The sequence below is a fragment of the Chryseobacterium sp. GQ58 genome (assembly GCF_059758895.1).
Genome location: NZ_JCAXEH010000003.1, coordinates 160,554 through 184,773 on the forward strand (window position 1 = coordinate 160,554; position 24,220 = coordinate 184,773).

The window sequence follows — 24,220 nt, forward strand, 5'->3', positions numbered from 1 at the left end:
AGTGGCAGTTTTATGTCTGTTGGTGAAAGGTTACTACAATTGAACAATCTATACAAATTTCAATATACAATATTCCTTCTGAACCGTCTATAACTTGGTCCCACGAAATAGCAGCTAATAATTTCATTTTCTTTTTACAGTCTGGACCACTTTCGTATTGCCAATCTTGTACCCATTCAGGATTTCCTCCAATTGCTGAAATATCATCGTTTCCACAAGAAAAGTAAACTGGTTTTTTAGTCAGTGATAATTTTAAATTGTTATTTGTCAGTTTTTAAAATCTTCTTCTGAAATATAATTTTCTTCTTCAAAAGGTTCTAAAATTTCAAAATTGCTTTATCCGTCAAATTGATAACGAATAATTGTTTTATCGCACATACTTGCACAGTTTGGAAAGATTGGAATTTTCAAAGTTCCATTCAGCTCAAGGAATGATAATCGTTCATCATTTCCATTAACTATCAAAATATTAACAGTTTGACAATTACAGATTAAACAATTTTCGGATTTTGCTTCGCCTATTTTTATTGTATTGTCTTCTCTTTCTTCGTTAGTGATTGAGTAGCATTCTTTATAATTTAGTTCAATTCGTTTTCCGTTGTCGTCAAAAGTCCAACCTCCTAATTCTGCATAAAACGATGGATTAACGTGAAGTTTTTTTCGCCAAGGCAATGGATTTTCCTCTAATTCATAAAAAATTTCTCTTGCTTTTTCACTTCCAATTACGGACAGACAACTTAAAATGTGATTTGCGTCTTTACAGCCGGGTTTTAAGATTAGCTCAATTAATTTATTTTGAATTTCTTCTAATGCATTTCTATACAAAGTTGGCGGATCAAAAATACCTTTTCAAATGCTACTGTTGCAATTTCTTTTGTGTCAATGTCTTGATACGCCAATAAACCGCTGAAATCTTTATAGACATCTTCCCAATTGTCAATAGTTTCAATTTTGGCAATAATATTTTCGATAGTTGTCTTGATATGGTCTTGGTCATAAGCTCATAATGCTCTCTCAATTTTCTGTTGTTCAATCATAACAAAGTCCTTCAAAGTATTTTTCTCTGTCACATTCAGGGCAAGGAATAGGTTTGTTTTTTGTCATTTCTCTTCGTGTTGTTTGTCTTGACGAGTGGTCTTGTAAAATTGCCACTAACTTGTTTATACACGCTATATTTTATCGCATATTCACCCAAATTCGGCTAGCTATGCGAAAAAACATAAGCAATATTGTCTTTTCACAGTTTTATATGCCCTAATCAAACATAATTATCATAATCTGTTATCAGTTGCGGGTTACCGTAAATCACCAAAAAAAATAAATCTTCTAATTCCAAAAGCTGTACTACTAATCCAATCTTCAACATCTTTTTTAATAATAAGATGTATTTACTTTGTAATAGCCATATTCTATATTTCTTCATCCGTATAAGGATCGTTTTTTGAGATTATTCGTTAGTTTTCGAAATTATTTCAAATTCTTCCCTTTATTATTTCAGTTTTTATTTTCAAAAATTGATTGGCAAACTTTTTAGCTTCTAATCGGCTGTCAATAATTGAAATAGTTTCATTGTTATATTGCACTTTATTTGTCCAATTATATGATCCGTAATAACTTTTTCTAAATCAACAACACAAAACTTGTTGTGCATTAGAGTATTGAATTTGTTATTTGATGGTGCAAGAAAAACTTCAAAGTGATCCTTTAGTTTCTCTTTTAATATGGAATTAATTTTATCATCATTCAAAATAATTTGAACATTCAGACCTTGCTTTGCTTTTTTGTATAATAGATTTGCTAAATCTTTATCAGTAAACCAAGCAACTGCAATCCAAACAATATACTTAGCCTTAGTTTATTAATTATTTCTTAAATATCCTAAAATGCTTATGTTACTCAGGTAGATAATATATAGCTTAATATTATTCTACAAAATCGTCATAATTTTTATTAATGGCCTGTTTTATGCTATAATACAGTAAGTCCTTTAAATACCACATTAAATATGAAAAATTCGAATAACTTAGAGAACACATCTGGTATTTCAAAAGAAATCGAACGTCAGAAAGCACTTAAAGCATTGGAAAAGGCAAAATCATTAAATCGGAAAGTTGTTTTTCTTGCTAAGGGAGCTTCAGGACATGTCAATCCGAATATTTTGTTTTAAATAATCAGAAATTAAGTATTTTTTGATCGTTTATTTAAATTTATTTTGTTATCTTAATATTACTTTTCATTCTTAGCCTCATGCTTCCACTAGTCATTGTATTTATTTAATTAAGCAATCATTTTTTCCTCAACGTCTTCTAATTCAGCTGATGTAGCAACACCAATATCTTATCTTCCATTACAAAGAATAATTAATGCTAGCCCCACCTATAAAATATTTTCGTGATTGTTTTTAGTACTGCAATTACAATATCAATCTAGTATATTTCCGCAACCTTTTTTTCAAAACCATAGAAAAGACAAGCCTGGCAACGGTTTTGAAATGGGTTGCACCGATTTTTGCGCGCCTGATTTCTGCCAGCCATCTACTTTTTAAAATTCAACCAAAACAACCTGCAAAGTCCTTTGACTTTGCAGGTTGTTTACTAATTTATATTCGCGTGTGCTAGTAAAAATAGTTTATTAAACCACCCGTTATTCAAAATCCAGACGTTGGAGTTTTATTTTTTTGACAGTTTATTATGTTTTTGATTAATCGATCATGAAAATAATTTTAATAATGATGAATGAAAAATGGTACTGCTCCTTTTTTCATTAATGATCATATTCTATTTTCCCTGAACTTTAATCAAAAATGGACGGATCGTAGTTATGAAATACTCAAAAAACGTAGTGTTACTTGGTTTTGGTTTAAATAGAATCTTAATTATCTGAACTTCTGAAAATTTACTTTTTTCATATCCCAAATTTAAAAACTATAGTTTAAATGCTTCAATTACTATGGAAGATTAAAAAACAGCTGAATTGAGTTTTTAAATGTATTTGTCACTTTTATTATATTTGATAAAAATTATACCATGAAAAACTTTTATTTGGAAGCATGATGTTATTCTCATCGCTATTTTATTCACAAAAATAAGTATTTACGTTGGATCTTAGTGTATGACTGTCCCGATGCGGGTGTACTGGGTTATGTCTACGAAAAAAATAATAGTGATGATGGAGTTGCTAACTTGGTTAGGACACAATTCTTATACTCTTTAACTTTAAGAGTATGAAAAAGATCAGAAAAAAATTACAGTTTAGAAATCGAAGATTCGGCGAAGCCAATTTAAGATCCAAGCAGTATCTTTAAGTGAGCAGCGAGGCAATGTATCTTTAGTCGCTCAAGATTTGGGTATTTGTTGACCTTCTTTCAAAATATTTCAATTCAGATAATTTGGGACTAATTTCAGAATTTGAGAATATAAAGGATTTTATTTCTGAAGAAATAACTAAGGCTAAGTATATTGTTTGGATTGCAGTTGCCTGGTTTACTGATAAAGATTTAGCAAATCTATTATACAAAAAAGCAAAGCAAGGTCTGAATATTCAAATTATTTTGAATGATGATAAAATTAATTCCATATTAAAAGAGAAACTAAAGGATCACTTTGAAGTTTTTCTTGCACCATCAAATAACAAATTCAGTACTCTAATGCACAACAAGTTTTGTGTTGTTGATTTAGAAAAAGTTATTCACGGATCATATAATTGGACAAATAAAGCGCAATATAACAATGAAACTATTTCAATTATTGACAGCCGATTAGAAGCTAAAAAGTTTGCCAATCAATTTTTGGAAATAAAAACTGAAATAATAAGGGAAGAATTTGAAATAATTTCGAAAATTAACGAATAATCTCAAAAAACGATCAATGTAATAAAATTATTGCTTTAGTTGTCTTAATTTAGTGAACCACTAAACTATTAAAATGAGAAGGCTGTTTAAAACCGTTAAGATTGGATTATTGTTATTTGCAGTTTCATTTTCCAAACAAGTGATTGCTCAAAACACCACAGATAGTATTGATGTATTCATCAAAGAAAAAATGATACAGTCGAAAATTCCTGGTCTTCAGTTAGCAATTGTACGGAACGGAAAAATTGATAAACTGAAAAATTACGGTTTCGCAAGCCTGGAACATCAGGTAGCAACAAGTCCAGGAACAACCTTTTCGATTAATTCTATGACCAAAGCTTTTGTAGGGGTGGCAATAATGCAGCTGCAGGAACAGGGTAAATTAAATGTAAAAGACCCGATCTCCATATATATTGACGATATTCCTATTGAATGGAAATTTATAAGGATCGATCAGATTTTAAGCAATACTTCCGGTCTTCCCAATAATATAGACGAAAAGGAACAGGTATTGGGGGATGGTGATGAAAATCGCAACTGGGAAATGGTAAGAAAATTACCAATGGAATTTAGTCCCGGAGACAAATTCAGTTACAATCAGACAGGATATTATATTTTAGGAAGGATCATAACCAAACTCAGCGGCCAGCATTTCACGAAGTTCATTGAAGAAAATCAATTCAAGACCTGCGGTATGGTCTCCACCCGTTTTGGCGATTCAAACGATGTCATTCCAAATAATTCAAACTCATATTCCACCATTTACAATGATGGCGGAAAGTGGATTAATGACGGAAAGCTGCATAATGCCTATGCCACTTTTCCTCTGTTTTTCAGAACTGCAACCGGGATTATTTCGACATCCGAAGACCTGGCCAAATGGCTTATTGCACTCCAAAGCAAAAAACTGTTGAAAAAACAGTCAAGCCTGGATCAGATGTTTGCTACAGCCAGACTGAATAACGGAAATATCGGAGGATTCAATAAGTTAACCAATGGTTATGCCCTAGGCTGGCCGACAGTAGTCAGAGAAGAGCATCCTGCGCTGGCACCTGTTGGCGGAATGCGCTCCGCATTGTTTGTCTATCCTCAGGACAATTTATCGGTAATCGTGTTAACCAATCTTCAGGGCTCAAACCCCGAATGGTTCATTGATGAAATTGCCGGTTTCTATCTTTCGGATATGAAATTAAAAAACGGCTTCGGATTAAGTAAGAATTTGAAGTTCCTGCGCCAGCAACTGTTAAAAAATGGTTTTAAAGATGCCAATAAAATTTTCAACAAAATCAGTAAAGACCATAAAAACTTTAGTCTGACCGAGGATGAAGTCAATTCCTGGGGGTATCAGCTTATAGAACAAGGCAAAAAAAATGAAGCAATGGAAATTTTTAAATTGAATACCCTGTTGTTTCCTAAAAGTTCCAATGTCTACGATAGCTATGGTGAAATACTGGAAACACTTGGAAATCGGAAGGAGGCTATCTTTAACTATAAAAAATCTTTAGAGTTAAACCCCGACAATATCAATGCTGCCAATTATTTAAAAGATAAAAAATGAGAGTGTATAAGTAAACTTATTAGTTATTATAAAATCTCAAAAAACGATCAAAAAAATACTTAATTTCTGATTATTTAAAACAAAATATTCGGATTGACATGTCCTGAAGCTCCCTTAGCAAGAAAAACAACTTTCCGATTTAATGATTTTGCCTTTTCCAATGCTTTAAGTGCTTTCTGACGTTCGATTTCTTTTGTAATACCAGATGTGTTCTCTAAGTTATTCGAATTTTTCATATATATTTAATGTGGTGTTTAACGGACTTACTGTATTATAGCATAAAACAGACCATTAATAAAAATTATGACGATTTTGTAGAATAATATTAATCTATAATATCTACTGAGTAACACACGCATTTTAGGATATTTTAAGAAATAATTAGTATAATATTGCAATCTCAAAAAACGATAGTCACGATATAACTACTTAAACTCAAATGAATGTTTATATATTAGTTGTTAAAATATAATTAAATTAATGAAGAGAAATACCCAGTTTTGCAAATTCACGTTTTTTTAAATAAAAATTTATTATGAATAAGTTTATTCTAGTCCTTTTTGTAAGTTTTGCATCTGCTCAGCAGACCTGTAAACTGTCATTTTCTAATAGCACACTTTCGGAAAATGGAGAAATAGTGTTTGTTATCAAAAATATAGAGAGCAAAAAAATAAAAGTTCCCAAGCAATATTCTGCTTTATGGGCTAGACCAACAGATATAGAGGTTTATAATGATGAATTAAAACAATATCAGGATACAAAATATAATTTTGATGGAGCGAACTGTTTAAACATAGCGAACTGCTTAGGAAAAATGACGTGTCTCAAAAGTACTGAGTCTAAGGAATACAGAATTCCAGTTGTACCAGGAAGGATTTCAAAGGCTTTCAAAGAAAAGAAAAAGTATAGATTTAAGCTGGCATTTGACACTTATTTATTTAGTGGGTGTAGCGATTATAAAACCGATTGGCTTTATTATCAAAACTAGCAGTACTTAATATTAATCCGTCTCGTTTTATTTAAGATGAGGCGGATTTTAGTCTTTGCTACACTTAATCCTAATTTTAATCACAATGGAATTACCACACAAGAACTTCAAAATATCTTCACGAATGAGATATCGTTAATATCAATACAGAAAATACAGAAAGTAAGTTTCCCCTAATATTTTTTGGAAAGGAATTAAAAAGTTCAAATATTGGACTAACCAAAGATAAAATTACCTCAATCGCATTTACTATAGATTGAAAGGATCATTTTAATGATTGCTGCACTATCTAATTCCTGGTCATTTTTGCCAAATTCTTCGGCTGTGATGCTACACTTATATTCCCATACTTCCTTAAGGTTTTGTTTGTGGATTTTATAGGGCTTATAAAAATGGTTATCAGCCGAAACCTAGTTCTTTGGCCCCTTGATCACCTTGGAATGAATTACAAATTGAACAGAAAATTGCTTTGGAGGACGAACTCACAAAGGAATTAATGAGAAACCATTCTTTGACTTTCTAAGTAAACAGAAGAAACATGTTCTGTTTGAAAGTGAATTTTCTGCATTTTGCCAGGACCAAAGAAATGACAGTATCCTATTTGAAGTGAAGAAACAAGGATTAGAAAAAACAGTTTGCTTTAGTTCATCTAACTTGGAAAAGTAAAAAAGAGAAAGGTTATCCTAACACGACTTTTATTCAGACTTTGACGATTTTAAATATTCACAAATGTACGTTGACAAAGCTGAGTGGGAAGACTAATATTAAAGATAACAAGAAGCAAAGCCCCAAAACGTTATTAACCGATAGACTAAGTCTCAAAAAACGATAAGATAGTAACGTTTTATTTTAATGCAATATGTAGAGAACAAAATTCTAATTTTAGCAACTAATTTATAAATACTATACAAAAGAGCCGCTTGCTGAGTGGCTCTTTTGTTTTGTTTTAAGAACAAAATTTTCAGCAAAAAAAGCTTCGTTTTTTTTCTTTATAGTTTTTTCGTCTATAAATTATTTTCGCAAGATCAACAAGTTTTTTCAATATACATAAACTATAAGTACGGATATATTTTGCTGCTTTACCTAAAACTGGAACTATAATGAGTTATCTTTATTAAAAAAAGTGATATTTAATCTTTTTCTTAAAATTTGTTAATATTTAAAAAAATATTTTCTATCTTTCGCATACCAAAAAAATCACTTTAAATTGATTTTTATACAGAATTATTATGAAAAACATTTACATGTCAGGAATACTCTTGAGCTTTATTCTATTGTTTGCGGATCTGAAAGCACAGGAATATGAGAGAATCTGGGGCACCTACTTTGGTCCGGCAGGTACTTCTTCACAAGGAATATCTTCACCAAAAGAAATTATGTTTGATTCGCAGTTGAACATGTTTGTCAATACCTTGCTTTACACTTCATCTACGACTCCCGCTACATATTATAATCAATTTCTTGTCGGAACAGGCCACGCTTACATCGTACAGCAGGGTAATTACGGAACAGATTTCGGCATATCAGCATCTGGAAATGCTTTACTTTTTGGTTATAATTTTTTGACAAATCTTTCTTCTAATTTCGTGACGGAGTATTTGGTTGGCATCGACAATCAAGACAACAGATTGTATGTTTACCGTTCCATTGCTTCGTCAACACTATTGCCTAGTCCGGGCACATGGCTCCAGATCAATCCGATCCAGACAGCAAAAAACATGTTGGTCAAAAAAACACCAAACGGAAGTATCATTTGGTCGACCTATTTGCCTGGTGATCTTAGTAATAATTGCGTTCGTCTAGATCAGTCTGGGAATATTTTCATTACTGGTCTAACATTAATGCAGAATCTTTCCACAACAGGTGTTTTGCAGGAAAATTTTGATATTATCTATTCTCAGGGGAATATTGTTAGAAATCCTTATCTCGCAAAATTAAACACAAATGGTCAGCTTGTATGGGCGACCTACCTTCCTTCAGTTATAACTAATATGATCTATTATAACGATTCTCTCTATCTCATAACAGGTACTAACCTTAACCCCTCACTAAACACCATAGCAACTCCCGCGGCTCAACAAACTACAACTTCATCATTTTCGATCACAAAGATGAACGCCGTAAACGGGCAAAGAACATGGGGAACTTATTATGGACCTGCCAAAAATTCATCCTTTTATCTCTTATACGATTTGGATGCGGATGAAAATGGGCTTTATCTAACCGGGACTGACTATAATATGGATAGTTCAAATTTCTTTGCTACTCCAGGGGCCTACAAAACTCAAGTTACTGGTGGAAGTGATCTGTTTGTTACAAAATTTTCTCATACAGGGAATCTTGTATGGAGTACTTACTTTGGTGGAAATGGTAATGATATAAATACGTTTGATAAAGTTATCAATGTTCATGATGGGGAAATCTATATTTCAGGGAGCACAGAGGGATCAACCAACAATCTCGCAACTCAGGGTTCTTACAGAGATGTACCTGAAAATTTGAACCCCAATACTACTAATCAGTTTTTTGCCAAGTTTAATAACATAGGAAACTTGATGTGGAGCTCATACTATGGAGGAAGTTCTACTACATCTTCAAACTTTAAATCAATTAATATTACATGCAACGGAAATTCTCTTTTTCTTTATGGAAGTACAAATTCCAACTCGGGATTTTCCACAGAAGGCTCTTTCATGCCGACAAGGATTCCTAGTACAGGACTTGAAATCAACGGTTTTTTTGCACGATTCGATAAAAAACAGGAGCTTTCTACATCTGAAAATGATCAGTTCAAAAATTTAATCTTATATGATAACCCCAACAACGGAATTTTTACTATTGCTGGGGATATTCTGAAAAAAGAAAAGTTGATATTGACCATCTTGGATGCATCAGGAAGACATTTTGCTAAAGAAATACTGTCGAATTCCGAAAAGCAACGGTTTGATTTCAGCGGAACGCTTTCCCAAGGAAATTATCTTATAAAAATTACTGACAATACCGGGAAAACAGTGAAAGTTTTCAAGATGATAGTAAAAAAATGATACCACTGTTATTTTGCACAGTCAAACAAGAATGGCAGTTACTCGCTACAGGTGATCGGAATTTCAATTGGGTGATGTGCAATTTACAACCCAATGTGTTTACTTTTCATATGATTTTTATTAGGAATAGCACGAAGTCCAGAGCTTTATGGTTTTGGAGTTTTTTACCTTTGCATGAGACAATTCTTATACTCTTTATCTTTCAAAGCATGAAAAGGTCAGAAAAATTAGATCTTCCAAAACTACTTGATGATGCCTTATTTCACATCGTATCTTGCTAAAGTCTATACTAGTGGGGATAACTTTAAAACGTCAAATAATTGGTTCGATATTCCCTGAAAGATTGGAATTTTCGAAAATCATTATCGGGCTATTCGAACCAACTTTTTACTATCATATATCTATCAGATTATCATGAGTTTGGAGTGAAAAAAACCGGAAAGAAAGTGAATTATCATCTCTTTCCGGTTTATACCCTATACTAGATATAAACTAGCTAGCCTGACAGGTTTGCGGGTATTGTCTGTATTTTAATTCAAAAGTTTCAGACATAAATGACGACCTGTTGTATCAAAATTATTAAGATTTCCGATCAGTAAACCATCATAACTAAGCAATCTCATTCACCAAACGGAAAGTCAAATTAATCCGTTCTTTCATATGCAATGCAGACTTGGCGATACGATGCTCCCAATTTTCCTGAAGATCTCCTTTCATCATCAGCAAAGATCCATGAGGAAGCGGAATACTATATTTACTTTCATGATGATTCAGTTTTCTAAAGTCAAACTTTCTGGTTTGTCCGAGACTGAGTGATGCAATAACCGGTCTATCACCGTATCTGCTTTCCTTATCCCTGTGCCAGGCTACAGAATCATTGTTATCCCTATATAAATTAAGTAATACTGAATTAAATTGATGTCCAAAAGATTCTTCTATCCTACTCTTTAAAGATAGCAGTTCAGGCGTCCATGCATTCACTTCAAATTCACTTCCACCTAGTTTGTACGATTTCTCGCTATCCCCATACCATGCTGTCAAACGTGGAGTCAATACCTTTTTGTCATACATCGTCTGAGTTCTCTGTTTCCAAGGAGTATTTTCAAGAAGTTCAGAGAAAAGAAGATCCGATTCTTCTGCCGTCAGGAAATGTTCCCTGAACTCTAACAAATCCTTTGGAAAATCATAGAATTCTTCTGCGCTAAATAAACTAAGCTGACCCATTGTTTTATTAACTATTTTTATTATTTTTGACTATCCCACAATGGGAATTTTTCATCATTTGTGTTTTTAAGCTTTCCCCACAGGAAAGCTTTTTCCATATGTACTATAAAATAAATTCTCTACTAAATATTTTTATTAGAACTTCTGATCTCTGATCTTAGTTCCTCGAACATACTTCTGATTTCCTGGTACTCCAAGTTTTCAATTCTCAGTTCCTGAGTATTGATGCTACAAGCAAATTCCCAGATTTCATAGACTTCCGACCATTTAATCTCATACGGTTCGTAGAAAGAATTGTCAGAGCTAACAAAACTGCCGGAATCATTTTGCTTGGAATATCTTTTATAGACGATACCGTCTTTCGTAATGAATATGTACGTCTTCCCTTTCTTCAGATCTTTCTTATCTTCCAAATATTTTCCAACGATGTAGGTTCCGTCATTGTAAGGCGGCATCGAATCACCGTCTGCAGGAAAAGCCCGGAACTTTCCGTTTCTTAAAAAAGGGAGTGAGAGATGTTGCAACCCCTCCACAAATTCAGGGTCATTGTAACCACTGAGGTATCCCATACTTGCTTTTTGGGGAACAATTTCAATTCGGTTTTCACCCGTATGATCTACTTTCATCGGCAACAAGATTCTGTTGTTTGGAATGTTGACGATATCCTCTAAAGGATACTTCCGCAAATCAACGGTCAGCAACAGATCAATACTCACTTTATAGTATTTGGAAAGTTTCACCAGCAGTTCAATAGGTGGTTCCGACCTTCCGTCCTCATAGGTTGCATACCTCCCGCGCGTGATCGAAATTTCATCACCAACCTTCTGTTGGGATGCTTTCATTTTATCTCTTAAAAACCTGATGTTTTCTGAAAAAATTGACATTGCTATGAATTATAGCAACAAATATACGATTTTTTGTAATAAAACGTAATAATTTTACGCCATGGAAAGAGCGATAGTGCATATGGATTTGGATACGTTTTTTGTTTCCTGTGAACGGCTTAAAAACTCCGAACTGGAGAAAAAGCCTGTGATCATAGGAGGTGGAGACCGTGGTGTGGTGGCATCCTGCTCTTATGAAACACGATTTTTCGGTGTACGAAGTGCCATGCCCATTAAAATGGCCTTAAGATTATGTCCTGAAGCAAGAGTGATCAAAGGAGACATGGAAATGTATTCCAAAATGTCACATATGGTGACTGATGTGATTCAGGAAAAAGTCCCTGTTCTGGAAAAAGCGAGCATCGATGAATTTTATCTGGATCTTTCAGGAATGGACAAGTTTTTTGGTTGTTACCAATGGACGAATGAAATCGTGGATGCTGTCACAAAAAACACTGGCTTACCGATAAGCTTTGCTTTATCTACCAATAAAACTGTAGCTAAAATAGGCACCGGAGAATCAAAGCCGACCGGAAGATTTGAAATTCGGGAACAGAATATCAAACCTTTTTTAAATCCTCTATCAGTAAAAAAGATTCCGATGGTCGGAAACGTGACCTTCCAATTATTATCAAGATTGGGGATCAGAACCATTCAGACCTTATCTGAAACTCCTATTGAAGTTTTACACCAACTCATCGGTAAGAACGGAAGCGAACTTTGGAAAAAAGCCAATGGTATTGATAACACTCCGATTGTTCCTTATTCTGAAAGAAAATCAATCTCTACAGAAAACACCTTTTCTCAGGATACCATCGATGTACAGAACCTGAGAAGTATCTTATCAGGAATGGTCGAGCAATTGGCTTTCCAACTTCGTCAGGAAAAATGGCTGACGTCAACCATATCGGTCAAGATCAGATATTCCAACTTCGATACAGAGACCAGGCAGTGCCGAATTCCTTATACATCAGCAGACCATACTTTGCTCAAATATGTATTGGAACTCTTTAAAAAAGTCTATACCCGAAGAATGCGAATACGTCTGATCGGAGTCAAGTTCACGGGATTGGTTCATGGTTGTCATCAGATGGATCTTTTCGAAGATACCGAAGAATTGATTTCCTTGTACCAAACCATGGATAAGATTAAAAACAGGTTTGGAACCGGAAGTGTGGGCAGAGCGTCCGGACTCTTAAGATAAAAATAAATGATATGTTTCTCAATTGCCATTCCTATCACAGCCTTCGATACGGAACCATTTCGCTTCAGGATCTGGTTCAGCAGGGTGTGGATCATCAAGTCAGAACTTTAGCACTCACCGACATCAATACCATTACAGGAATCTATGATTTCTTCAGACTCTGTAATGAAAGTAGTATTAAACCCATTGTCGGAGTGGAGATCAGAGTCGAAAGTGAGCTCTATTATATTTGCTTGGCAAAAAACCAGAAAAGTGTCGGAGAGATTAATCGCTTGTTGACGGATTATAATTGTGATGGAATCGAAATTCCAAAACACAATCCAATCCTTGAAAATACCATTGTCATTTATCCTTTACAGAACTTTCCTGAAGTTTTGCAGGAACACGAGTATGTTGGAATCAGACCTGAAGAACTGAATCATCTCGTAAAGCCTGATTTCAAAAAGCTGATTGATAAAATGGTCATCTTACAACCTGTCACATTCAAAACCAAATTGGATTACAATCTCCATAAAATCTTAAGAGCGATTGACAATAATGCCCTCATCAGCAAATTGAATGATGATGATTACTGCAGAGACACCGAAACCTTTGTCAATAAAAAAGAACTGTTGGATCAATACCGTCACTATCCTCAAATTATACAAAATACAGCGGATATTATTGACCAGTGTAGTTTTGATTATGATTTTTCAACGCCGAAGAACAAGCAGTATTACACAGACAGTCGGGAGAATGATTTTAAGCTGTTGACCCAACTCGCTTATGAAGGTTTGGAAACAAGATATGGCACAGATCATCCCGAAGCAAAAACAAGAGTTGAAAAAGAACTGGCAGTGATCGACCAGTTAAAATTCAGCGGTTACTTTCTGATCACATGGGATGTTATTCAATACAGCAACCGCATGGGGTTTATGCATGTGGGAAGAGGAAGCGGTGCCAATTCGATTGTCAGTTACTGTTTAGGGATTACCGATATCTGTCCTTTGGAGCTGGATCTGTATTTTGAAAGATTCCTCAACCTCAACCGAAAAACCCCTCCTGATTTTGATATTGACTGGAGCTGGCAGACCAGAGATACCATCCTGGAATATATTTTTAATAAGTACGGCAAAAAGCATGTAGCATTCTGTGGTACCAATGTGGAATTTAAATACCGGTCCATTTTCAGGGAAGTCGGAAAAGCTTTCGGTTTACCCAAAGAAGAATTGGATGTCTTGGCAACCAAATCCATGACTGAGCATGATGACAACTCCGTTTTTAAATTGGTGCATAAATACGGTAAGCTCTTGGAAAAGTTTCCGAATCAGAGAAGCATGCATTCCTGCGGCATTTTGATTTCGGAGGAACCGATCACCAATTTCACAGCACTCGAGATGCCACCCAAAGGTTTTCCGATTGTCCAGTTTGATATGCATACTGCTGAAGACATAGGCTTTGAAAAGTTTGATATTTTATCCCAACGAGGACTTGGAACGATTAAAGATACGGTAGAACTCATCAGAGAAAAAAGGGGGATTACGGTGGACATTAAAGACACAACGATTTCAAAAAATGAAGATAAGTGCAATAGTTACCTCAGTATTGGAAAAACCATCGGCTGTTTTTATATTGAGAGTCCTGCGATGCGTGGTTTGTTAAGAAGACTGAAATGTGAAGACTATAAGACACTGGTTGCTGCTTCATCCATTATCCGTCCGGGAGTTGCACAGAGCGGAATGATGAAAGAGTATATTTTCCGACATAACAATCCGACAAAATTTGAATATTTCCATGAGGTCTTTAAAGAAGAACTCGGTGAAACCTATGGAATTATGGTGTATCAGGAAGACGTCATTAAAATCGCATTGCACTTCGGAGGGTTGTCAGCCGCAGACGGTGATGTTCTGAGAAGATCGATGAGCGGAAAAGGACGTTCACTATCCGCATTGCAAAAAGTCAAAGATCATTTCTTTGAATCCTGTCGAGAACTGGGACATCCTGAACAACTGTCGAAAGAAGTCTATCGTCAGATCGAATCTTTTGCAGGATATTCCTTCTGTAAGGCGCACTCAGCTTCTTACGCTATAGAAAGTTATCAGAGTTTATATCTGAAAGTGTACTACCCTATTGAGTTTATGGTCTGTGCTATCAACAACGGTGGTGGATTTTACAGAACGGAAGTCTATGTCCATGAAGCGAAAATGTCGGGAGCGAACATCAAAAATCCCTGCGTCAACCTCAGCGAATATCAGACGACGGTATATGGAACTGATGTTTATTTAGGAATGATGCATATCGAGAAAGTTGAAGGGAGAATCGCCATGATGATTCCTGAAGAAAGAAGAAATAACGGTGATTACAAATCATTGGAAAACTTTGTCAAAAGGATTCCGATTGGAATTGAAACCCTGCAGATTCTGATCTTTATCGGTGCGTTCAGATTTACTGGAAAACAGAAACATGAATTGCTCATTGAAGCCAGATTTCTATTTGGAAATGACCAGTCGGCATTCCGTCATCCTACCCTACTGGATGAACCGCATAAAGCTTATCAACTTCCGACCATTATCAGAAATCCTTTTGAAGATGCTTTCGATGAAATTGAAATTCTGGACTTTTCTGTTTCATTCAGTCCTTTTGATCTATTGCAGACCAAATACAGAGGCACTATAATGGCGAAAGATCTCGTTAAACATCACAAAAAACAGATTAAAATGCTCGCTTATCTGATTTCCAGAAAACATGTTCCTACGAAAAGAGGAGTGATGTTTTTCGGAACCTGGATCGATGCGGAAGGAGAATATTTTGACACGGCACATTTCCCTAACTGTCTTGCCGATTACCCTTTTCAGGGCGGAGGCTGCTATTTATTATTGGGAACAGTAGAAGTCGATTTTCACTTTCCAACCATCACTATTCATAAAATGGCTAAGATGCCGTTCATTCCTGATCCAAGATATTCGATGGACAAAGAAAAATCCTTAGAAGCAGCCAGAACACTTCATGAAGATGTCAGCATGACGCAGAGAAAACCTTATCCGCAGGAGCATGAGATCGGTTTACCGAGACAGAAAATGATTTAGAATAGAAAATATACTCAAAAATAACAATCTCTTACATGAAACTCAAAGCGACCATCGTTGATGAAACAAGTAACGATCATAATTCCGTAATCGTCAGTTTTGAGGGTAACAAAAACAAAAGCATTTTGAGATTGGAGTTGCTAACTTTGTTAGGACACAATTCTTATACTCTTTAACTTTAAGAGTATGAAAAAGATCAGAAAAAATTACAGTTTAGAAATCGAAGATTCGGCGAAGCCAATTTAAGATCCAAGCAGTATCTTTAAGTGAGCAGCGAGGCAATGTATCTTTAGTCGCTCAAGAATTGGGTATTTGTAAAGAAAGTTTAGTCAATTGGAGAAAACTTCACAAGGAAGGTAAACTTACAAAGGAAAAACAAATTTCCTCCGATCCCATAAGAGAAGAGTTGTTGAGACTTCGCAAGGAATTGGAAGAAACAAAGCTTGAGCGTGACATCTTAAAAAAGGCGGTAGGCATCTTCTCCAAGAGAGACGGGTAACTCCGGAGTCTCAACCGCAGCACCCTGGTTTGAGACCGCATATACACAAGCCTGGTGAAAAAAAATAACTTACTCTATCCAATCAAACCATTAATCAAAATGAAAAAACTCATCTCATTACTACAGCATTATTACTGATTGTATCTTTCGAATCATTAAATGTACGGAAGCGGTATTCTGGTAAGAAACATACCTATAAGAATTGAAAAGGAAGTTCCTATAAAGAACATATAAGAATTTCAGCACTGGGAACAGATAGGGAAAACATAAATAAATATAATTTTCCGTTCACTAAAATAAGCCCTGACAATGTCGGGGCTTTTTCGTCAGAAACAACAATACTGATGCTATTTTTCTTTCTTAAGATGTTTCATAACGGGTGTCGCAGTCAGACCATGAATCAATATTGAAAAAAGAATGGTTAGAGAAACGACAGCCCACAATTCATCTTGATGGTCAAAATCAAATTTACTGAAAGCAAATGCAAGATAGAATATCGAGCCCATTCCACGGATACCAAAAAATCCGATTGCAAGCCTTTCTCTGTTTTTCATTTTTGCAGAAGTAAGGGCCAGCCACCCGAACACAGGTCTTACTATCAAAAGAAAAATAGCTGCAAACAAAACCATTTTCCAGGTAATAGGATCCAAAATACCCATAGCTAACGTTCCTCCAAAAATAATCAGCAGCAAGCAAAGCAGCAGACGTTCTATCTGATCTGTAAAGGAATGAAGCTTATCGTGATAATGATGTTCTTTTTCAAAATGCCGCAAGGTGATAGCACAGATAAAAACGGCAATAAAACCATAACCATGTGAAATTTCTGTTATTCCGTACACCAATAAGGTAGCTGCAACCGCCACCAGACCATCTCTGGTTTTTAGCGTTTCATATTTTTTAGAAAGTTTAAATAATAATATCCCGAGACCTTTGCCGGAAAGAAACCCGATAATGATTCCGGCAGCTATACGGTATATGACATCAAATGCAAACCATTCAAAAAGACTTCCCTCCTTCCCAGACAACATTAAACCCACTGTAATTGCAAGCCAGGTAAACGGGAATGCAATTCCATCATTTAAACCGGCCTCAGCTGTGAGCGCAAACTTGGCCTCTGATTTCATTTCGTCATTGGGTGGTCCCACCTGTACATCAGACGCGAGAACAGGATCGGTTGGAGCAAGAACAGCGCCCAGCAGCACTGCCGATGCAATTCCTAATCCTAAAAAGTAATGACCCACTGTCGATGCTGCACCGATGCATAATAACATGGTTAATCCCACCAGTTTTAATGGAGAGGACCAACTCTTAAAAGAAAATTTACGGTCGATCTTAATACCTGTCCCCATTAGAGAGATAATAACAATCAATTCTGTTAAATGAAGAGTCAGATCTTCATTTTTTTGGGGCATCGGGTCTGGTAGAAAACCGGGAGCTGCGCGATAAAGTAAGAACCCTGCTGCTACATAAAAAATAGAATACGAAATCCCGGTTTTTTTTGAAATCCCGGGCATCCAGGCCACACTGAAAATGGCAGCCCCGAGTATTACTATAATAAGGAGATATTGATCCATAAAGGAAATAAATTGTTTTTGTTGTAAGAATACTGGTGGATTGCTATAATATTCAGTCAAGTTAAGCAAAGCTGAAAATATTCAAACGAACAGGGGTAAATTATCAAATATCCCGCCATTACTTATTTACACCCTATGTCAAATAGCTATTTTAATAAAATAAAAGATGTGCTCAGAAAAATCGCTGTTTTTTATACTACCCGCGATGCAGCTGCCTGAGCCTATTATTTTGACATTCATATGCTGACTTTAGATCTGATCTTATCCATCCCTCTCAAGAGTAATAAGTGTTTGATAAAATCAATGTCCTATAAATTGCATTTATCCAAACACAATGATCTATTTTTGTGAATGACGCATTTATTCTTCAGAAGCACTGCAGTGTCATCAAAGGAATATTAAAGAATATTGTTTCGATGATTATCTAAGTGTGGATTTTCGAAACGGCTTACTTTCCTGTTAAAACTTGATTTTACCGAATTGCGCACAATACAGGTAAAATATCACTTGCATAGCATTTTCGTTTTGTTCATTTAAAAAATATTTTCTAATTTTGTCTCTATGAGAATGACTGTAATGTTATAATATCCTTTTCCGCTTAGTTCTATTAAGCAATGAGCTTTATTTACATAAAGCCCACTTTTTCTATTATTCTTTTTTTTATAACTTATAACCAAGCCTACTGGTCAACAAGATTTGTTGCGATCGTAGATGGTTTTTTAACAAATAAATTATGTCCGAAATACTAAGTAAGAAGGAAATAGAGCTGTTTATTCTTAACGGTTTTATTCGCATTGATAACGCATTTTCACAGGAAGTTGCAGATGCAGCTTTAGATATTTTATGGAAGGACCTGCCTTGTGACAGGTTAGATCCCAACACTTGGACGGAACCTGTTATTCGTTTAGGAATGTACACCCAGCAGCCTTTTATTAATTCTCTAAACACAGAAAAGCTGCATTCAGCTTTTAACCAATTAATTGGTGAAGATAGATGGATTCCTTGTCGAAGTGTAGGCACATTCCCTGTCAGGTTTCCATCTGATCAGCAGCCCAATGATACAGGTAAACATGTAGATGTTAGTTTTCCTGGAAATGATCCTAATAATTATTTTGAATGGCGTGCCAATGTCAAATCGAAAGGGCGGGCCTTATTGATGCTGGCATTGTATTCGGATGTCAGCGAAAATGATGCTCCTACGGTCATTTATGAAGGTTCTCACATTGATGTTGCACGGTTACTATCTCAAGTGGACAATTTTGGTCTTTCCTTTATGGAACTTGCAGACAAGTTGGACGAGCTGCCAAAAAGAAAAGAAGTGTACGCAACGGGTAAGGCGGGTACAGTTTATCTTTGCCATCCTTTTTTGGTTCACTCTGCTCAACTTCACAGAGGAAAAACTCCTAAATTTATGGCACAACCACCCTTGCTCTTAAGAGGTGAATTGACTATTTCCGGTTCTAATGTGGACTATACTCCCGTTGAAAGAGCTATTCGTTTAGGAATAGAAGAGTAATAAAATGTTGATTTATTTTTATATGCAAGTATTTAGCTGAAAATAATGACGAAAATATAAAAAGAGTGTAGAAAGAAGATACATGAAACCTTGGCAGAATTATTGAATTCCGACTAGTACCATCATAAAAACTAATTATATTACTGAATCATGGGATTTGAATATAAATTAAAAACAAAGCTTACAGAAATACAAAATTCGGAAATTCAGGAGTTACTAGAAAGATCTGTTCTTTTTGAGAAAAAATATAAATATACCCATCAGCTGTTCAGGGATTTCAGGCATGCAGAAAACACTGGTCAACTACCTAACATCAGTATTATTTTCGAAGAGGACGGTATTTATATTTGTCAATATAGTTCTTCCTATGTGTGGACAGATCTTGATGCACTGAAAAACTATCTGGAGAAAGAGCAAATAAAATATGAACTCATCGATTACCAGGAATAAACTAATAAGCTATGGAAAAATTTTCATAGCTTATTTGTTATATATATAAAGTTTTTCAACCGCTTAATCTCTATTGAGATTCTTACGGAATGACAATGACTACCTTGAAATTCTGAATGGACATAACGCTGAAAACAAAGGTTTTTACAGTTACTACTCATCACCCATAAATCTCTCTACCAATCTGCGTATATACTTAAATTCGCTTTACACATTTTGCTGTATATCCAGCGAATGAATTGTTCAATTGAGCCTTGACGATATTAAACTTGCAACTATTTTTTTATACAAAATTTGTCTTACACCAAAAAAATCTTCTTCCATTTAATAATCGAATTCCTGCCCAGATTAAAATGTTTGGCCAGATGGCTATTGCTAAGTTTATATTTCTGCTGATAATATAAGATTTGTAAAATATCAAATTTACTATAAGAGCGATACTTTTGGTTTTTTTTTGCCTGATCTTTGCACGGATACTGGATTCGTATAGTCAGATTTAATAAGTTCAAATTTCGTTTTCCATCTATTTGTATTAGTTTCATTCAGAATTAGATTAGTTCTGCAATCAGCATCTAAAATCCGATGTTTATTAGCTTCAGGAAAAACCTCCGCTTTAGATACTATTTTCTTATCAAACTTATCTAAAACCTGCGGTTCTGTATACTTAAAATCGGTATTGACTTTACGTTTTATATCTTAAAAATCACGTACATGATTTCACATAACTTTAGAAGATGATTGTAGATCTATCAATTTGAAAAGATCTAATTTTATGAAGAACAATCAACTGTTCAAAAATAGATGCGACAACAGCTATATAACCATATCTAATTATAGCTAATAAATGTAAAAAAATGTCTAGATAATAAATTATTTGTTTTATATTTGAATTTATCATCAAAATACTAATAATTAATTATGAAAAAACAAATTTTTACTGGACTAGTAATCTTTGCGCTAGCTTTTACATCATGCAGTTCTGAAAACACAATTGTTGAAACCGCTGAATCAATGAGAACTGAGCAGATGAACAATTTTAACAAGGCGATGAAAAGTCTCGGGGATCCTGAAAACAAACCTACATCCGAAGAACAAAAAAGCGGATCTCTTGAACTTAGTGACAGAAGAAAAAAAATATTAGTTCCTTCCTCAATCGAACTGATTAAATCCACTGGTTTCTCAGAATCGGAAATTCAATCAAAAACAAGAGGTGATATATCTGCTATTATTGTTTGGGCAATAAAAATTAATCTTGAAAAGAATGCTGAAATAAAAGAAAAACTACAACTACAAAACTAAGGCTATGAAAAAACTTAAATTGATGGCTTCGTTGTTTTTATCTATGTTTTTACAAGGCCAGCAAAGCACACTTATTATCAATAATTATTCAGCATACGATTTTCACGGAAATGTTTCAGCAACCCCTGCAAGTACATGCTATCCCCTGGTAGAAATAGGTTATCCAGCCAACCCTTCACAATTGGTAATTCCTGCTAATTCTCATCAGGCAAATGGTCTAAACGCTGAATACGCTGCTTATTCCACATCAGGTACAGGTTTATACCCAATATCAACTTTTTTTGTTCAAACTGCTGCCACGGGTACAGGCGGGCCGCGTGCCTATAATCATCCATCCCTGTTCTCCGGTGGTGCTATTTCATCTACTACCGACTGGAGGCACAGTAAATTTCAGATGTATTTTGCCGGGACAAATGACCAGGTATCTTCTGGTGGTGTCAATGTTCCGGAAACGTATTTTAATGGAAATCTTGATGATGGCTCAGGATCCTGCTATACCTTGTTGCCGACAAATTATATTTCAACACCATACGGAGATGCTGAAATATTTAAAATAACTGTTGCCGGCCAGGCGCATACCTTTATTCAGATTTACTAAATAAGGATGATATCTGTTCGGATAAAATTTAGCTTACCAAGAATTCAAATCACCATCTAATACTGTTTATATGAAAAAAATATTTTCAATACTTATTTTTTGTGCAGCAAATTTATATTTCTCACAAATTACAGGTTTAGTAATTAACAATTATACTAATTACCAACTTTTCTCAAGATTTGGAGCAGCGGCAGCTTCTTCGAATTGTTACCCGTCTGTACAGTCGATACCGCCTGCCGGTGCGAATAATTATAACATTCCGGCAGCTTTTTCTTCAGCCATTCCGTTTACAGTGGAATATCCTAATTACGCTTCGTCAAATACTTCTTCAATACCGCTTTTGCAATGGTTTGTAAGCACCGCTCCTAATACGGGAGGTTACAGACCATATAATCATTTGAGCCTGCTACCTGCCGGGCCTATTTCTCAGAATACAGACTGGTCATATTTTGCATTTCTACCTCATACGGGTAATAATGTAGCAATTGATGATTTATACTTATATCTTCCCACTTGCAATCCTTCACCTGTAACCTATGATTCGGGGACCTATACGGAAGCTGAAACATTTACAATTACATCCGGCGGAAGTGGTTATACATACGTTCAAATATATCCGTTATGAAAAACATTATTTTTTTATTTTTCTTTTCGCTGGGAATTTTTACTTCAGCCCAGTCCTTTCCGTACGAAAGGGAATGGGGTACCTACATAGGAGGCACGGGGACTCTTTTGGATGACTACTATAGGGATGGTAACTCATTTTTTACAGACAGTCAAAATAATATTTATTTAAACGGGTATACTGCATTTCAGAACGGCTATACTGCTGCCTACTATAATCAGTTTGCAGTTAATGGAAATCCAGCAATCATTTCTGAAAACACTAACAATTATTCAGCAAAAGTTTCTGCCGGAGGACAGATGCTTAAGGGGGATTATAGTAGCAGGAATAATTATTCGTTTCAACGTCTTATTGCAATAGATAATAGTGACAACAAATATTATCTCTCGGGAACACCTGGAATAGTTAACAACCTGTCGACACCCGGGGTCTGGCTTTCGCAGCCAACAAGTATCACAGCAGGCAATACCATTACACTTTCCAAATATGATCCTTCAAACAATCTGGTCTGGACCACTTATGTTCCAAACAATTCATCAGGTGAAACGTTATCGATAAGAATTGATGAAAATAATAATCTTTTTTTATTCGGTGACACTATGGAACAGATCAGTAATATAGGATCCTCCGGGGTCTTTCAGGAAAATTTCATCCCTTATACCATTTCAAATTCTCCTGTAGGCAATTCTTATATAGTGAAGCTGAGCCCTTCGGGACAAAAAATATGGGGGACTTATTCAGTAGTGGGAATGCTGGACCTGGTATATCATAACAACGGACTGTATTTTGTAGGTTCCTATCATCCACAAATACCTGGGGGTCTTACGACGACGGGCACATTTCAGCCTACAAATCAGGGGAATCAAATACTGATCAGGCTAAACGCTACTACCGGGACACAGGTTTGGGGCACTTATTATGGAAGCTCAACGTTTAATACCTATATTGGCTTAGGAGTTACGGATCTTGCAGTTAATGAGACCGGCCTCTACCTGTGCGGATCAACAGAAGACATTAATCATCCTGCTTATTACGCAAGTACGGGCGCATTTAAATCACAGCTTACAGGTGGGGGAGATTTGTTTTTGAGCAAGCTCAGCCTTGATGGAAATCGCCTGTGGAGTACTTATTTCGGAAGTGATGGTTATGACTACAATATAGCCAATACCAACATGACTATTTTAGGAGGCCGGATTATCTTTGCGGGCAATCAGTATGGAAGTTCTAACAACATTTCTACGCCAGGAGCATTTCTGACAACAGTTCCAAACGCATCTAACTCGAGTATGTTTTTTACTGAGTTTGATTCTTCAGGAAACAGAGTCTGGACATCATATTTCGGCGGTACAGCAAACAATATTATGGGAGAATATATCCATCCTGAGCTTTTAAGTAATGGATCTCTTGTTTTATGGGGCGGTACCGGAGCTTCGAGTGGGATTGCTTCTGCTAATGGAGCATATCCTACGATGATAAATCCTGCTGTGCAGCAGCCTTTCGGCTTTGTAACTAAATTTTCTTTAAAGAATCCTGAACTTTCAACATCAGAGCTGTTAAAATATGATGATGTGCAATTATATGACAACCCGAATAATGGTAATTTTTCTATTAAAGGAAAAGTACTGACAAGAGAAAATACTAAGCTAACGATTACTGACGGTTCAGGTAGATTGATCTATATGAAGCAATTAGCAAAAGAGGAAGTTGTAGATTTTGCATTACAAGAAAAGCTGACATTGGGAATTTATTATATTAGCATCATTGGTCAGAAAAATAATATTATAAAAACATTTAAAATGATGGTAAAAAAGTGATATCGCTATTATATGACAAGAGAAGCTT

Annotated in this window: 21 protein-coding genes; 15 read left to right on the top strand and 6 right to left on the bottom strand. The window is 35.4% G+C overall.

What is annotated here, in order from left to right; all coding sequences use genetic code 11:
• Positions 1-336 precede the first annotated feature (336 nt).
• Complete coding sequence (locus AC6CHK_RS08685; protein WP_498095261.1) at positions 337-825, bottom strand: hypothetical protein; 489 nt, start codon at positions 823-825, stop codon at positions 337-339.
• A gap of 712 nt (positions 826-1,537) precedes the next feature.
• A complete protein-coding gene (locus tag AC6CHK_RS08690; protein ID WP_498096211.1) occupies positions 1,538-1,840 on the bottom strand; it encodes a phospholipase D-like domain-containing protein in 303 nt (100 codons plus the stop codon).
• A 165-nt stretch (positions 1,841-2,005) separates the two neighbouring features.
• Between AC6CHK_RS08690 and AC6CHK_RS08695 the strand changes: the two genes are divergently transcribed.
• The 3 genes from AC6CHK_RS08695 (at position 2,006) to AC6CHK_RS08705 (ending at position 5,408) form a co-directional block, all read left to right on the top strand.
• Positions 2,006-2,167 carry a hypothetical protein gene (locus AC6CHK_RS08695; protein ID WP_498095262.1) on the top strand — a complete coding sequence of 54 codons (162 nt, stop codon included), beginning with the start codon at positions 2,006-2,008 and terminating at the stop codon, positions 2,165-2,167.
• Positions 2,168-3,388: 1,221 nt separating this feature from the next.
• Positions 3,389-3,850, top strand: a complete 462-nt coding sequence (locus AC6CHK_RS08700) for a phospholipase D-like domain-containing protein (protein WP_498095263.1) — start codon at positions 3,389-3,391, stop codon at positions 3,848-3,850.
• A 73-nt stretch (positions 3,851-3,923) separates the two neighbouring features.
• Positions 3,924-5,408 carry a serine hydrolase gene (locus tag AC6CHK_RS08705; RefSeq protein ID WP_498095264.1) on the top strand — a complete coding sequence of 495 codons (1,485 nt, stop codon included), beginning with the start codon at positions 3,924-3,926 and terminating at the stop codon, positions 5,406-5,408.
• A 74-nt stretch (positions 5,409-5,482) separates the two neighbouring features.
• Here AC6CHK_RS08705 and AC6CHK_RS08710 read toward each other — a convergent pair whose 3' ends face one another.
• Positions 5,483-5,644 carry a hypothetical protein gene (locus tag AC6CHK_RS08710; protein WP_498095265.1) on the bottom strand — a complete coding sequence of 54 codons (162 nt, stop codon included), beginning with the start codon at positions 5,642-5,644 and terminating at the stop codon, positions 5,483-5,485.
• Positions 5,645-5,943: 299 nt separating this feature from the next.
• Between AC6CHK_RS08710 and AC6CHK_RS08715 the strand changes: the two genes are divergently transcribed.
• A complete protein-coding gene (locus AC6CHK_RS08715) occupies positions 5,944-6,396 on the top strand; it encodes a hypothetical protein (protein WP_498095266.1) in 453 nt (150 codons plus the stop codon).
• Positions 6,397-7,640: 1,244 nt separating this feature from the next.
• A complete protein-coding gene (locus tag AC6CHK_RS08720) occupies positions 7,641-9,440 on the top strand; it encodes a T9SS type A sorting domain-containing protein (protein ID WP_498095267.1) in 1,800 nt (599 codons plus the stop codon).
• Between the two features lie 609 nt (positions 9,441-10,049).
• Here the strand turns inward: AC6CHK_RS08720 and AC6CHK_RS08725 are convergent.
• Together AC6CHK_RS08725 and AC6CHK_RS08730 are read right to left on the bottom strand one after the other, a co-directional pair.
• Positions 10,050-10,664, bottom strand: a complete 615-nt coding sequence (locus AC6CHK_RS08725; protein ID WP_498095268.1) for an alpha-ketoglutarate-dependent dioxygenase AlkB family protein — start codon at positions 10,662-10,664, stop codon at positions 10,050-10,052.
• A 122-nt stretch (positions 10,665-10,786) separates the two neighbouring features.
• On the bottom strand, positions 10,787-11,548 hold the full coding sequence (locus AC6CHK_RS08730) for an XRE family transcriptional regulator (protein WP_498095269.1): 762 nt from the start codon (positions 11,546-11,548) through the stop codon (positions 10,787-10,789).
• Between the two features lie 61 nt (positions 11,549-11,609).
• Here AC6CHK_RS08730 and dinB point away from each other — a divergent pair, with 61 nt between their 5' ends.
• The 4 genes from dinB to AC6CHK_RS08750 all read left to right on the top strand — a co-directional run bounded on the left by dinB (position 11,610) and on the right by AC6CHK_RS08750 (position 16,316).
• A complete protein-coding gene (gene dinB, locus AC6CHK_RS08735; RefSeq protein WP_498095270.1) occupies positions 11,610-12,752 on the top strand; it encodes a DNA polymerase IV in 1,143 nt (380 codons plus the stop codon).
• An 11-nt stretch (positions 12,753-12,763) separates the two neighbouring features.
• Positions 12,764-15,817: a DNA polymerase III subunit alpha gene (locus AC6CHK_RS08740; RefSeq protein WP_498095271.1), complete on the top strand. Its 3,054-nt coding sequence runs from the start codon at positions 12,764-12,766 to the stop codon at positions 15,815-15,817.
• Between the two features lie 35 nt (positions 15,818-15,852).
• Positions 15,853-15,993, top strand: a complete 141-nt coding sequence (locus AC6CHK_RS08745; RefSeq protein ID WP_498095272.1) for a hypothetical protein — start codon at positions 15,853-15,855, stop codon at positions 15,991-15,993.
• A 71-nt stretch (positions 15,994-16,064) separates the two neighbouring features.
• Positions 16,065-16,316, top strand: coding sequence for a transposase (locus AC6CHK_RS08750; protein ID WP_498096213.1), 252 nt, complete (start codon positions 16,065-16,067; stop codon positions 16,314-16,316).
• 347 nt (positions 16,317-16,663) lie between these two features.
• Here the strand turns inward: AC6CHK_RS08750 and AC6CHK_RS08755 are convergent, their stop codons facing one another.
• Positions 16,664-17,890: a cation:proton antiporter gene (locus AC6CHK_RS08755; protein WP_498095273.1), complete on the bottom strand. Its 1,227-nt coding sequence runs from the start codon at positions 17,888-17,890 to the stop codon at positions 16,664-16,666.
• Between the two features lie 733 nt (positions 17,891-18,623).
• Between AC6CHK_RS08755 and AC6CHK_RS08760 the strand changes: the two genes are divergently transcribed.
• The 6 genes from AC6CHK_RS08760 (at position 18,624) to AC6CHK_RS08785 (ending at position 24,192) form a co-directional block, all read left to right on the top strand.
• Positions 18,624-19,406: a hypothetical protein gene (locus AC6CHK_RS08760; protein WP_498095274.1), complete on the top strand. Its 783-nt coding sequence runs from the start codon at positions 18,624-18,626 to the stop codon at positions 19,404-19,406.
• 150 nt (positions 19,407-19,556) lie between these two features.
• Positions 19,557-19,856, top strand: coding sequence for a hypothetical protein (locus tag AC6CHK_RS08765; protein ID WP_498095275.1), 300 nt, complete (start codon positions 19,557-19,559; stop codon positions 19,854-19,856).
• A 918-nt stretch (positions 19,857-20,774) separates the two neighbouring features.
• Positions 20,775-21,155, top strand: coding sequence for a hypothetical protein (locus AC6CHK_RS08770; RefSeq protein WP_498095276.1), 381 nt, complete (start codon positions 20,775-20,777; stop codon positions 21,153-21,155).
• A 4-nt stretch (positions 21,156-21,159) separates the two neighbouring features.
• Positions 21,160-21,753, top strand: coding sequence for a hypothetical protein (locus AC6CHK_RS08775; protein WP_498095277.1), 594 nt, complete (start codon positions 21,160-21,162; stop codon positions 21,751-21,753).
• Positions 21,754-21,823: 70 nt separating this feature from the next.
• The gene (locus AC6CHK_RS08780; RefSeq protein WP_498095278.1) at positions 21,824-22,378 is read left to right on the top strand and encodes a hypothetical protein; all 555 of its coding nucleotides are present in this window, start codon (positions 21,824-21,826) and stop codon (positions 22,376-22,378) included.
• The gene (locus AC6CHK_RS08785; protein WP_498095279.1) at positions 22,375-24,192 is read left to right on the top strand and encodes a T9SS type A sorting domain-containing protein; all 1,818 of its coding nucleotides are present in this window, start codon (positions 22,375-22,377) and stop codon (positions 24,190-24,192) included. The genes AC6CHK_RS08780 and AC6CHK_RS08785 overlap by 4 nt, the downstream gene beginning before the upstream one ends.
• Positions 24,193-24,220: the final 28 nt, after the last annotated feature.